The organism is Rhodovulum sp. 12E13, assembly GCF_003340565.1.
GTDB lineage: Bacteria > Pseudomonadota > Alphaproteobacteria > Rhodobacterales > Rhodobacteraceae > HLUCCA09.
This window is the reverse complement of the sequence record NZ_QPLK01000016.1, coordinates 1-12,355: the sequence shown is the minus strand read 5'-3', so window position 1 is coordinate 12,355 and position 12,355 is coordinate 1. Positions and strand designations below refer to the sequence as shown.

12 protein-coding genes and 1 pseudogene are annotated in these 12,355 nt (G+C 68.8%); 10 read left to right on the top strand and 3 right to left on the bottom strand.

Annotated features, from left to right (window positions below):
• Window positions 1–28: 28 nt before the first annotated feature.
• The 6 genes from DLJ49_RS13935 to DLJ49_RS13910 all read left to right on the top strand — a co-directional run bounded on the left by DLJ49_RS13935 (window position 29) and on the right by DLJ49_RS13910 (window position 6,832).
• Entirely contained in the window at window positions 29–1,033 is a 1,005-nt protein-coding gene (locus tag DLJ49_RS13935) for a BMP family lipoprotein (protein WP_115394167.1), read from the top strand.
• A 114-nt stretch (window positions 1,034–1,147) separates the two neighbouring features.
• Window positions 1,148–2,758 (top strand): ABC transporter ATP-binding protein, encoded by a 1,611-nt coding sequence (locus tag DLJ49_RS13930; RefSeq protein WP_115394247.1) that lies wholly within the window; start codon window positions 1,148–1,150, stop codon window positions 2,756–2,758.
• Between the two features lies 1 nt (window position 2,759).
• Window positions 2,760–3,896: an ABC transporter permease gene (locus tag DLJ49_RS13925; RefSeq protein WP_115394166.1), complete on the top strand. Its 1,137-nt coding sequence runs from the start codon at window positions 2,760–2,762 to the stop codon at window positions 3,894–3,896.
• Window position 3,897: 1 nt separating this feature from the next.
• Window positions 3,898–4,905, top strand: coding sequence for an ABC transporter permease (locus DLJ49_RS13920; protein WP_115394165.1), 1,008 nt, complete (start codon window positions 3,898–3,900; stop codon window positions 4,903–4,905).
• A 221-nt stretch (window positions 4,906–5,126) separates the two neighbouring features.
• The gene (locus DLJ49_RS13915) at window positions 5,127–6,065 is read left to right on the top strand and encodes a sulfite exporter TauE/SafE family protein (protein WP_115394164.1); all 939 of its coding nucleotides are present in this window, start codon (window positions 5,127–5,129) and stop codon (window positions 6,063–6,065) included.
• Window positions 6,065–6,832, top strand: a complete 768-nt coding sequence (locus tag DLJ49_RS13910) for a TIGR02186 family protein (protein ID WP_115394163.1) — start codon at window positions 6,065–6,067, stop codon at window positions 6,830–6,832. Before DLJ49_RS13915 ends, DLJ49_RS13910 begins: the two co-directional genes overlap by 1 nt.
• A gap of 437 nt (window positions 6,833–7,269) precedes the next feature.
• On the opposite strand, the gene DLJ49_RS13905 is transcribed toward DLJ49_RS13910, so the two are convergent.
• Entirely contained in the window at window positions 7,270–7,770 is a 501-nt protein-coding gene (locus tag DLJ49_RS13905) for an Lrp/AsnC family transcriptional regulator (protein WP_115394162.1), read from the bottom strand.
• A 194-nt stretch (window positions 7,771–7,964) separates the two neighbouring features.
• Here DLJ49_RS13905 and trxB point away from each other — a divergent pair, with 194 nt between their 5' ends.
• On the top strand, window positions 7,965–8,969 hold the full coding sequence (gene trxB, locus DLJ49_RS13900; RefSeq protein WP_115394161.1) for a thioredoxin-disulfide reductase: 1,005 nt from the start codon (window positions 7,965–7,967) through the stop codon (window positions 8,967–8,969).
• A 244-nt stretch (window positions 8,970–9,213) separates the two neighbouring features.
• Entirely contained in the window at window positions 9,214–10,923 is a 1,710-nt protein-coding gene (locus DLJ49_RS13895; protein ID WP_115394160.1) for a bifunctional sulfate adenylyltransferase/adenylylsulfate kinase, read from the top strand.
• Window positions 10,924–11,108: 185 nt separating this feature from the next.
• On the opposite strand, the gene DLJ49_RS13890 is transcribed toward DLJ49_RS13895, so the two are convergent.
• Together DLJ49_RS13890 and DLJ49_RS13885 are read right to left on the bottom strand one after the other, a co-directional pair.
• A complete protein-coding gene (locus DLJ49_RS13890) occupies window positions 11,109–11,345 on the bottom strand; it encodes a DUF1150 family protein (protein ID WP_115394159.1) in 237 nt (78 codons plus the stop codon).
• A 15-nt stretch (window positions 11,346–11,360) separates the two neighbouring features.
• Window positions 11,361–11,774 (bottom strand): Hsp20 family protein, encoded by a 414-nt coding sequence (locus DLJ49_RS13885; protein WP_115394158.1) that lies wholly within the window; start codon window positions 11,772–11,774, stop codon window positions 11,361–11,363.
• Between the two features lie 188 nt (window positions 11,775–11,962).
• Here DLJ49_RS13885 and DLJ49_RS13880 point away from each other — a divergent pair, with 188 nt between their 5' ends.
• Together DLJ49_RS13880 and DLJ49_RS13875 are read left to right on the top strand one after the other, a co-directional pair.
• A complete protein-coding gene (locus tag DLJ49_RS13880; protein ID WP_115394157.1) occupies window positions 11,963–12,181 on the top strand; it encodes a YdcH family protein in 219 nt (72 codons plus the stop codon).
• An 80-nt stretch (window positions 12,182–12,261) separates the two neighbouring features.
• A pseudogene (locus tag DLJ49_RS13875) lies at window positions 12,262–12,355 on the top strand (IS5/IS1182 family transposase); the annotation flags it as partial.

Genomic DNA, 12,355 nt, shown 5'->3' with positions numbered 1-12,355 from the left:
CGCCTCGCCACCAACGGGGAGACTGGAAATGACATTGATGCGGACCCTTCTCGGCGCCGCCGCGGCCACGGCCCTGAGCGCCGGTGCCGCGCTGGCCGATCCGGCCCTGATCTACGACCTCGGCGGCAAGTTCGACAAGTCGTTCAACGAGGCGGCCTACAACGGCGCGGTGCGCTGGGCCGAGGAGACGGGCGGCGAGTTCCGCGACATCGAGCTGCAGTCCGAGGCCCAGCGCGAGCAGGCGCTGCGCCGCTTCGCCGAGGCCGGCTTCAACCCGGTCGTGACCACCGGCTTCTCGATGGCCACGCCGATCGCCGAGGTCGCGCCCGACTATCCCGACACCAAGTTCGTCACCATCGACGGCTTCGTCGACCCCGAGGAGCACCCCAACGTGCTGTCGGTGCTGTTCTCCGAGCACGAGGGCAGCTACCTCGTGGGCATGCTCGCGGCGATGGCCACCGAGAGCGACACGGTCGGCTTCGTGGGTGGCATGGACATCCCGCTGATCCGCAAGTTCGCCTGCGGCTACGCGCAAGGGGTGAAGGCCGTGAACCCCGATGCCGAGATCATCGCCAACATGACCGGCACGACGCCGGCGGCCTGGAACGACCCCGTCAAGGGCTCGGAACTCGCCCAGGCGCAGATCAGCCAGGGCGCCGACGTGATCTTCGCCGCCGCGGGCGGCACCGGCCTCGGCGTGCTTCAGACGGCGGCGGACCAGGGCGTGTTCTCGATCGGCGTCGACAGCAACCAGAACTACCTTCACCCGGGTTCGGTGCTGACCTCGATGCTCAAGCGTGTCGATGTCGCCGTCTACAACGCGATGGAGGCGGGGGCCGACCTCGAGACCGGCGTGCAGGTGCTCGGCCTCGCAGAGGACGGCGTGGGCTATGCCGTGGACGAGCACAACGCGGAGCTGATCTCGGAGCAGATGACCGGCGCGGTCGAGGACGCGAAACAGGCGATCATCGACGGCGAGATCACGGTGCACGACTACTCGACGGATGACAGCTGCCCGGCGCTGACCTTCTGAGGCCGGCACGAGCGGAGAGGCCGGGGGGCTTTCCGCCCCCCGGACCCCCCGAGGATATTTCCAGCAAGAAGAAGGGGCGGGGTGCGGTTCCGGTCCTTCGGCCGGAAGGACGCGATGCCCGACCACGCCGCCACGACGCCACCCGCGATCGAGCTGAAGGGCATCTCTAAGGCCTTCGGCCCGGTGCAGGCCAACAAGGACATCTCGATCCGCGTGCAGCGCGGCACGATCCACGGGATCGTGGGCGAGAACGGCGCCGGCAAGTCGACGCTGATGTCGATCCTCTACGGGTTCTACAAGGCGGATGCGGGCGAGATCTTCATCGGCGGGAAACGGACCGAGATCCCCGACAGCCAGGCGGCGATCACGGCGGGAATCGGCATGGTCTTCCAGCATTTCAAGCTGGTCGAGACCTTTACCGTTCTGGAGAACGTGGTGCTGGGCGCCGAGGAAGGGGGGCTGCTCAGGCCCTCGCTCGCCAAGGCGCGGAAGATCCTGACCGAACTCGCGCGCGACTACGAGCTGCAGGTGGACCCCGACGCGCTGATCGGCGAGATCGGGGTGGGGATGCAGCAGCGCGTGGAGATCCTCAAGGCGCTCTACCGGCAGGCCGACATCCTGATCCTCGACGAACCCACCGGCGTGCTGACGCCGGCCGAGGCCGACCATCTGTTCCGCATCCTCAAGGGGCTGCGCGACGAGGGCAAGACGATCATCCTGATCACCCACAAGCTGCGCGAGATCATTGAGATCACCGACGAGGTGTCGGTGATGCGCCGCGGCGAGATGGTGGCGACCGTCCCGACCGCCGACACCGGCCCCGAGCAGCTGGCCGAACTGATGGTGGGGCGCAAGGTTCTGCTGCGCGTGAACAAGACGCCGGCACGGCCCGGGCGCACGGTGCTCGAGGTCGAGAACCTGCGGGTGGTCGACGAGCAGGGGGTGGAGCGGCTGCGCGGCGTGTCGTTCGAGGTGCGGGCGGGCGAGATCCTCGGCCTGGCGGGCGTGGCCGGGAACGGCCAGTCGGAACTGCTCGACGTGCTGGGGGGCATCCGCACGGCGACCGGCACGATCCGGCTGAACGGGCAGGAGATCGCCCTCGCGGGCAGGCAGTCCGACGGGCGGTCGCGGCGCGAGCGCGGCGTCGCCCACGTGCCGGAGGACCGGCAGCGCCTCGGCCTGATCATGGACTTCATGGCGTGGGAGAACATGGCCCTCGGCTACGAGCGGGGCGGCGCGGGGGGCGAGGGCCTCTTGATGGACAATGCGGGCCTGATCGCCGAGACGGCCGCCAGGATGGAGCGGTTCGACGTGCGCCCGCCCAACCCGCGGCTGACCGCCAAGAGCTTTTCCGGGGGCAATCAGCAGAAGATCGTGCTGGCCCGCGAGATCGAGCAGGACCCGGAGCTGCTGCTGGTGGGACAGCCGACGCGCGGGGTGGATATCGGCGCGATCGAGTTCATCCACCAGCGCATCATCGAGCTGCGGGACAGCGGCAAGGCGATCCTGCTCGTGTCGGTGGAGCTCGACGAGATCATGGGGCTCAGCGACCGGATCGCCGTGATGTTCGACGGCCGCATCATGGGCGAGCGCCTGCCGGCGGAGACGACGGAGGCGGAGCTGGGCCTGCTGATGGCGGGGCTCGAGAGCGCGCCCGACGATGGCAAGCCGCTGCACGAGGCGGTCGAGGAGCGGCTCGCCGCGCAGGCCGGGGAGGTGCGCTGAGATGGAGCGGATGCCGCGCTGGGCCGACGTCTTCCTCGTGCCGCTGATCAGCGTGATGATCGCATTCGCCATCTCGGCGGGCGTCATCTGGGCGATCGGGCAGGACCCGGTGGAGGCCGTGCGCCTCATGGTGTCGGGCGCGTTCGGCTCGACCTATGGCTGGGGCTACACGCTCTACTATGCCACCAACTTCATGTTCACCGGCCTCGCCTTCGCCGTGGCGTTCCACGCGCGGCTGTTCAACATCGGGGCCGAGGGGCAGGCGACGGTAGGGGGGCTGGGCGTGGCGCTGGTGTGCCTGTCGCTGCCCTGGCCGCACTGGACGCTGGCGCTGCCGGTGGCGATGCTGGGCGGCGCGCTCTTCGGGGCGCTCTGGGCGCTGATCCCGGCGTATCTGCAGGCGAAACGCGGCAGCCACATCGTGATCACCACGATCATGTTCAACTTCATCGCCGCGGCGCTGCTCAACTACATGCTCGTCAACGTGCTGAAGCCCGTGGGCGAGATGGAGCCGGCCTCGGCCTCCTTCCCCGAGGGCGCGCACCTGCCGACGCTGCACCAGATCCTGGCGCCGTTCGGCATCGAGTTTTCCAGCGCGGCGCCGGTGAACATCACCCTGTTCATCGCGCTTCTCGCCTGCGTCGCCGTCTGGGTGCTGATGTGGCGCACGCGGCTCGGATACGAGATCCGCGCGCTCGGGCATTCGGAATCGGCGGCCCTCTATGCCGGGATCTCGCCGGTGAAGATCGTCGTGGTGGCGATGCTCATCTCGGGTGGCCTGTCGGGCCTGATGGCGATCAACAACGTGATGGGCGAGGCCGAGCGGCTGGTGCTGAACTCGGTCGAGGGCGCGGGCTTCATCGGCATCGCGGTGGCGCTGATGGGGCGCAACCACCCGTTCGGCGTGGCGCTCGCGGCGATCCTGTTCGGCTTTCTCTACCAGGGAGGCGCCGAGATCGCGCTGTGGATGTCGATCCCGCGGGAACTGGTGGTGGTGATCCAGGCGCTGGTCATCCTGTTCACCGGGGCGCTCGACAACATGGTGCGGATGCCGATCGAGAGCGCCTTCATGGCCGCGCGGCGGCGGCGCAAGCGGCGCGAGGCCATGCAGGCCCGCCAGCCGAGCCCGGGGGAGTGAGATGGATTTCCTGACGCTCGTCCAGATCCTCGACTCGACGCTGCGCCTCGCCACGCCGCTTCTGCTCGCCTGCCTCGCCGGGCTGTTTTCCGAGCGGTCGGGGATCTTCGACATCGGGCTCGAGGGCAAGATGCTGATCGCGGCCTTCGCTTCGGCCGCCTTCGCCTTCGTCTCGGGCTCGGTCTGGGTGGGGCTGCTGGCGGGGATCGTCGCGTCGATGCTGCTGTCGGCGGTGCACGGCCTGGCCTCGATCACCTTCCGCGGCAACCAGCTGATCTCTGGGGTGGCAATCAACTTTCTCGCCGCGGGGCTGACGGTGGTGATCGCGCAGAGCTGGTTCGCGCAGGGCGGGCGCACGCCCTCGCTGGCCGGCGACGCGCGCTTTTCGGGGTGGGAGCTGCCCTTCGCCATCGGCCCGTCCGACGCGGCGGCGGCGGGGCGGCCGCTGTCGGAGCTGATCGCGCAGGCGGGGCCGGTGCAGCAGGTCTGGTCGGAACTGGTCTCGGGGCACTCGATCCTCGTCTACGTGGCGCTGCTCGCGGTGCCGGCGACGTGGTGGGTGCTCTACCGCACCCGCTTCGGCCTGCGCCTGCGGGCGGTGGGCGAGAACCCCGAGGCGGTCGACACCGCCGGCATCAGCGTGATCGGGCTGCGCTATGCGGCGGTGGTCATCTGCGGGGTGCTGTGCGGGCTCGCGGGCGCCTATCTCGCCACGGCGCTGCAGGCGGGCTTCGTCAAGGACATGACGGCGGGGCGCGGCTACATCGCGCTCGCCGCGCTGATCTTTTCCAAGTGGCGGCCGTGGTACGCGCTGGGGGCCTGCTTGCTCTTCGGCCTGCTGCAGGCGGTCGCCCTGCGCTACCAGGGCCTGCGCCTGGGCGAGGTCACGATCCCGGTGCAGGTGATGGATTCGCTGCCCTACGTGCTGACCGTCATCATCCTCGCAGGCTTCGTCGGGCGGGCGATCCCGCCCAAGGCCGGCGGCGCCCCCTACGTGAAGGAGCGCTGAAGGCCCTGCCAGCGACGAAGCGGCGCGCCTCCGGCGCATTCGTTTCGAGCCCTCCGGGCGGTGGGGGCTCTGCCCCCGGCCGCCCGGGGCGACCTGCCCCCGGGCTATTTCGGTCAAGGAGAAGCGGCGACGCGCGCAGCGGCGGGGCCACAGCCGCAGAGCGCCCGGCAGCGTGACAGATACCGCGTTGCCCGCGGGGCGGGTGCGCGATTATGTGGGGTATGCTCGTCTATCTTCCCATCGCCGAGGTCTCGGTCAACGCGTTCCTGCTGCTCGGACTCGGGGGGGCCGTGGGCGTGTTGTCGGGGATGTTCGGGGTGGGCGGCGGCTTCCTGATGACGCCGTTGCTGTTCTTCATCGGCATCCCGCCGGCCGTCGCCGTGGCGACCGAGGCGAACCAGATCGTGGCCTCGTCCTTTTCCGGCGTTCTCGCCCACCTGCGGCGCAAGACGGTCGACCTCAAGATGGGGACGGTGCTCCTGGTGGGGGGGCTGATCGGCGCGGGCCTCGGCATCCTGCTGTTCAACTTCCTCAAGGCGCAGGGCCAGGTCGATCTGCTGGTGCGGCTCTGCTACGTGGTCTTCCTGGGGGTCATCGGCTCGCTGATGTTCGTCGAATCGCTGGGCGCGATCCGGCGGGCGCGCGCCGCCACGGCGGGGGGCGCGCCGCCGCCGCCGCGCAGGCCGCGCCGCAGCCGGGGCTGGGTGGCGGCCTTGCCCTTCAAGATGCGGTTCCGCACCTCCGGCCTCTACATCTCGGTGATCCCGCCGCTGCTGGTGGGCGTCTCGGTCGGCGTGCTGGCGGCGATCATGGGGGTGGGCGGCGGTTTCATCATGGTGCCGGCGATGATCTACCTGCTGGGCATGCCGACCAAGGTCGTCGTGGGCACTTCGCTCTTCCAGATCATCTTCGTCACGGCGTTCACCACGCTCCTGCACGCCACGACGAACTACACCGTCGACATGATGCTGGCCGTGCTGTTGCTGATCGGGGGGGTGGTCGGCGCGCAGATCGGCACCCAGCTCGGCACGAAGCTGAAGGCCGAGCAGCTGCGCATCCTGCTCGCGCTCATCGTTCTGGCGGTCTGCGGCAAGCTCGCCTTCGACCTGCTGGTGGAGCCGGCCGAACTCTATTCCATCGCCGATCCGGGGGGTCATTGATGCGCGCGGTTCTCCTCGCGCTTTCACTCGCGCTCCTGCTGCCGGCGACGGACGCGGCCGCGCAGCGCATCGTCGCGGATCTCAGCCAGGAGCGGGTGGCGATCGACGCGCGTTTCGAGGGATCGGAGATCGTCGTCTTCGGCGCGATCAAGCCCGAGCCGGGGCGCACGCATGCGCCGGTCGAGGTGATCGTCACCGTCTCGGGCCCCCTGCGCCCGGTGACGGTGCGGCGCAAGTCACGTTTGGCGGGAATCTGGGTGAACACGGAAGGCGTGGCAATCGACGCGGCGCCCACGCTCTACAAGGTGGCCACGTCGGCACCGCTCTCGCAAGCGCTGACGGCGGTGGAGGATCTGCGTCGCTCCATCACGCCGGAGCGCAGGATCCGGGCGGTCGACGCGCGCGAGGCGGGCAGCGAGGCAACCGACGATTTCATCGACGGTCTGATCCGCATCCGCGAGGCGCAGGGCCTCTATGCCGTGCAGGAGGGGGCGGTGCGGCTGACCGATCAGGCGCTTTTCTCGGTCGATATCGCGCTGCCGGCAAACCTCGTGGAGGGACAGTACACTGCAAATGTCTACCTGACACGCGAAGGCGAAGTCGTGGCCGACTTCACCCGCACGATCGACGTGCGCAAGGTGGGGCTGGAGCGGTGGATCTACACGCTGGCCCACCAGCGCCCCCTGGTCTACGGGCTGGTTTCGCTCGCCATCGCCATCGCGGCCGGGTGGGGGGCCTCGGCCCTGTTCCGCTGGGTGCGCGGCTGAGGGATCAGCCGCCCGCGACGCAGCATCGCGGCAGCGAGCAGCGGCAGGGCAGCCCCGCCCCCTCGGCAGCATCCGGGCCGCACGTGGCCGTGCGCAGCCCCGTCGCGCGGCACCGGGTCATCGAACGGGCGCTCGGTCGTCTCGGCCATCGTCAGCCCCGAGGCCAGCCATCACGCGAGCAGGTGACCGAGCGATGCACGATGGTTCCGGCCCCCGGCGCGCGGGCACCTCTCGGAGCGGGTGCAGGTGCGCGCGGCGATCGTTTGGGCAGCTGGCCGGCCCCGGATCTTCGCACCGACATGCGCCCCCCCGAGTGGCGCAAGGTACGGGATGCACGCTCCCGCGGTCGGCACGGCCCTTCACCGTCGAGCGGCGCGGCACCGGGAGACCGCGACGGACGCGGCGAAGGAGGCGTGCGTGATTCGCACCGATGCGGGTCAGGCCGAGCGACTCAGCCGCTCTTCCAGCACCTCGAAGGGGACCGAGGGGTCGTCCTTCGCGCCGCGGATCACGAGCGATGTCTTGACGCTCGCCACATGCTCGGCCGCCGTCAACTGCTCGGTCAGGAAACTCTGGAAGGTCGACAGGTCTGGCGCCACGCACTTGAGGATGAAGTCGATCTCGCCATTCAGCATGTGGCATTCGCGCACGAGCGGCCACTCGCGGCAGCGCGCCTCGAAGCCCGACAGCGCCGCCTCGGACTGGTTGTCGAGCCCCACCATGGCGAAGACCTGCACCTCGAACCCCAGCGCGCGGGGGTCGATGTCGGCGTGGTAGCCGCGGATGAAGCCGGCCTCCTCTAGCGTGCGGACGCGCCGCAGGCAGGGCGGGGCCGAGATGCCGACGCGCCGGGCGAGTTCGACATTGGTCATCCGGCCGTCGGCCTGAAGCTCCGCCAGGATCTGGCGGTCGATCGCGTCGAGCCTCGATGCCGGCATGCGTCCCGTCTCCTTCGGAAAGGCCTCGTATTTGCGGTTATGTATGCCGTCGTGCGCGGGGGCGCAACTTTCTTTCGCGCGTGCGCAAGATTTGAAGGGCCTCGCTCAGTGCGCTTTGCCGCCTTTCGCGCCGTCTCTGCCGCGCCTATATGCGGGCGGTGCAGCACCGTCTACCGTCTGACCGGGAGGTTCCCATGAGCGAGACCCGCCACTCCAAGGTTCTGATCGTCGGCTCCGGGCCGGCGGGCTACACCGCCGCGGTCTACGCCGCCCGCGCGATGCTCGAGCCCGTTCTGGTGCAGGGCATCCAGCCCGGCGGCCAGCTCACGATCACCACCGAGGTCGAGAACTGGCCGGGCGACACGATGGTGCAGGGGCCCGACCTGATGGTGCGGATGGAGGCGCATGCCCGCGAGGTCGGCACCGAGATCGTGCAGGACCACATCCTGTCGATCGACCTGTCGCGGCGGCCGTTCACCGCGAAGGGCGACAGCGGCACGACCTACACCGCCGACGCGGTGATCCTCGCCACCGGCGCGCAGGCCAAGTGGCTGGGCCTCCCCTCGGAGGAGAAGTTCAAGGGCTTCGGCGTGTCGGCCTGCGCCACCTGCGACGGCTTCTTCTACCGCGGCAAGGAAGTGGTCGTCGTCGGCGGCGGGAACACTGCCGTGGAGGAGGCGCTGTTCCTCACCAACTTCGCCAGCAAGGTAACGCTGGTGCATCGCCGCGACAGCCTGCGCGCGGAAAAGATCCTGCAGCACCGGCTCTTCAGGAATCCCAAGGTCGAGGTGCTGTGGGATCACGAGATCGATGCGGTCGTCGGCACCGAGAGCCCGCTCGGCGTCGAGGGGGTGCGCGCGAAGCACGTGACCAGCGGCGAGATTACCGAGATACCCTGTGCCGGCTTCTTCGTGGCCATCGGTCATGCGCCCGCCTCGGAACTGGTGGCCGACCAGCTCGACACGCATCACGGCGGTTACGTCGTGACGAAGCCGGACTCGACGGCCACGTCCATCCCCGGCGTCTTTGCCGCCGGTGACCTGACCGACCACATCTACCGGCAGGCGGTGACGTCGGCCGGCATGGGCTGCATGGCGGCGCTCGAGGCCGAGAAGTTTCTCGCCGAGATGGAAGAAGTCGAGCCCCGCGACACCACACCGCCGCTCGGCCACGGCGCGGAAGCGCCGGCGGCGGAGTGAGGGCCGCGCACCGCTCTCTCTGCCGTCTGGGTGCGCCCGCCCTAACGGAGCATTCACCTTTCGCGTGCTAGGCGCGCCCCGGGTGTGGCAATGCCGCATCCGGGGCGGCAGATCGGGGTTCGCGCCTTGAAGCCGCCCGCATGTGAGGATTAGAGGCGCGCGTCAGCCCGTCGAGGGGAGGGGGCGGCAGATGTGACCGCACCGACGACGCAGAATGCCGTCAGCAGAAAGCCGAGACACGCCCATGTCGATTGCCAATCTCGCTCCGATCCCGGAGCTCTTCGTCTCGCCGGACAGCGCGCAGAAACTCCGCCTCGAGGCCGGTGACCTCGCGAGCTGGGATCTGACGCCGCGCCAGATCTGCGATCTCGAGCTGCTGATGAACGGTGGCTTCGCGCCGCTCAAGGGCTTTCTCGGTCGCGACGACTACGACAGCGTGGTCGAGCGGATGCGTCTGGCCGACGGCACGCTATGGCCCATGCCGATCACGCTGGACGTCTCGGAGAGGTTCGCCGCGCAGGTCGAACCGGGGCAGGACATCGCCCTGCGCGACGCCGAGGGGGTGATCCTCGCCATCCTCTCGGTCACCGACAAGTGGGCGCCCGACAAGAAGCGCGAGGCGCAGAAGGTATTCGGCGCCGACGACCAGGCGCATCCGGCGGTCAACTACCTGCACAACATCGCCGGGCCGGTTTATCTGGGCGGCGCGATCACGGGTCTCCAGCCGCCCGTGCATTACGATTTCCGCGCCCGCCGCGACACGCCGAACGAGTTGCGCGCGCTCTTCCGCAAGCTCGGCTGGCGACGGATCGTTGCGTTCCAGACGCGCAACCCCCTCCACCGCGCGCACCAGGAGCTGACGTTCCGCGCCGCGAAGGAGAGCCAGGCGAACCTGCTGATCCATCCCGTGGTCGGCATGACGAAGCCGGGCGATATCGACCATTTCACACGGGTGCGCTGCTACGAGGCGGTGCTCGACCAATACCCCTCGTCGACCACCACGATGAGCCTTCTGCACCTCGCCATGCGCATGGCGGGTCCGCGCGAGGCGGTCTGGCACGGCCTGATCCGCCGCAACCACGGGGTCACGCACTTCATCGTCGGGCGCGACCATGCCGGCCCGGGCAAGAACAGCGAGGGCGAGGATTTCTACGGGCCCTATGCCGCGCAGGAACTCTTCCGCGAGCACCAGGACGAGATCGGCGTCGAGATGGTGCCGTTCAAGCACATGGTCTACGTGCAGGAGCGCGCCGAGTATCAGCCGGCCGACGAGGTCGAAGAAGGCGCGACCGTTCTCAATATCTCGGGCACCGAACTGCGCCGCCGCCTGCAGGAGGGGCTCGAGATCCCCGACTGGTTCTCGTTTCCCGCGGTCGTGGCCGAGCTTCGTCGATCGAAGCCGCCGCGCGCCAGGCAGGGCTTTACCGTGTTCTTTACCGGGCTCTCGGGCTCGGGAAAGTCGACCATCGCCAACGCACTGCTGGTCAAGCTGATGGAGATGGGCGGCCGCCCGGTAACGCTGCTCGACGGCGACATCGTGCGAAAGAACCTGTCGTCGGAGCTGGGCTTCTCCAAGGAGCACCGCGACCTGAACATCCAGCGCATCGGCTTCGTCGCCTCCGAGATCACCAAGAACGGCGGCATCGCCATCTGCGCCCCGATCGCCCCCTACGCGGCGACCCGGCGGCAGGTGCGCGCGTTGATCGAGGAGCATGGCGCCTTCGTCGAGGTTCACCTCGCCACCAGCCTCGAAGAATGCGAGCGGCGCGACCGCAAGGGCCTCTACAAGCTGGCGCGCGAGGGCAAGATCAAGGAGTTCACCGGCATTTCAGACCCCTACGACGTGCCGGAGACACCCGAGTTGCGTCTCGATACCGAGACGGTCGATGTCGATCATTGTGCGCATCAGGTTCTGCTGAAGCTCGAACAGATGGGCCTCGTCGCCGCCGGCTGAGCGGGGTACGGGAAGGGCCTTCGAAGGCCCTTCGCCGCCGGCTGCGCCGGCCGCCGCGATCGTCCGCCGATCATGCGCACCACGATCGAACGCTCGGAGCGCAAGCGTGCAAGAGCCTTCGAAGGCTCTTGCACCCCGTGCGCGTCCTTCCAGCCGAGGTCGAGGGATTTTCCCCCCTGGGCGCGTCAGTGCACGTTGACGGGGGCCATGTCGTTCTGCCGGGCCAGCACGAAGGCCAGTTCGCGGTTCTTCACCAGCGCCAGCCGCTCGCCGGTCTCGGCATGCACGGCATAGAGGTTGTCGATGCCGCTCACCTGCGCGCGCACCTCCTCGGGCAGCTCCGCCACCGGCACGGGGCGGACATAGACGATGGCGCGCTCCTCGGGCGCCCGGGTCTCGGGGGTGTCGACTTTCGTTTCCATTTCATCGCCCTCCTTTCAGGCGCGATCGATCCTGATGGTTTGCACGATGCGGTCGGGCGTGGCCCGTTCAAGGTCGACATGGAGCAGCCCGTTCTCGAGCAGCGCCCCCGACACCTCGACCCCGTCGGCCAGCACGAAGCTGCGCTGAAACTGGCGCGCGGCGATGCCCCTGTGCAGAAACACCCGCTCGCCCCCGTCGTCGCGCTGCCGCCCGCGGATCACGAGCTGCCGCTCTTCCACGGTGATCGACAGGTCCGCCTCGGAAAAACCGGCGACGGCCAGCGTGATGCGATAGCGGTTCTCCGCGGCCTGCTCGATATTGTAGGGAGGATAGCCGTCGTTGCCGGACTTCGCCGTCCGCTCCACGAGGCGTTCGAGTTGGTCGAACCCGAGCAGGAAAGGGTGGGACCCGAGGGTCAGTTTCGTCATCGTCAGCACGTCCTCTGAGGCAAGCGACCATGCATCGTGCGGGCCCCGTTCGGCGACCCTTGATGGCGATATGGGGCGCGGTTCGCCTGTCCGCAAGATGTGCCTTTGCCGGCGGAGAGATGCGCCGCTATACGGGGAGCTGACGGCGGGCCCCGTCAGCCTGGGGACGCCCGCGAGGAGGTAGACAGGTGAACGCCCCCCACGAGATGGACCATGTCGAGGTGCTGCGCGTGCGGCTGCAGGTGCTCGAGCGCGAGCACCGCGACCTCGACGAGGCGATCCGCGCCCTCGAGGATCGGGGCACGGGCGACATCTTCACGATCCGCCGCCTGAAGAAGCAGAAGCTGGCGCTGAAGGACCGGATCCGCCAGATCGAGGACGAGCTGAACCCCGACATCATCGCCTGAGCCGCTAGGATGCGTACCCATAAAGGGGGTTCACGCGTTTCTTGCTTGCTGATTCACTGCCACCAGCGATGGAGGCAATGATGGCACGCTTTGATCTGACCGATTTCGAGTGGGGACTGATCCAGCCGCTTCTTCCGAACAAGCCTCGCGGTGTCGCGCGGGTGGATGACCGGC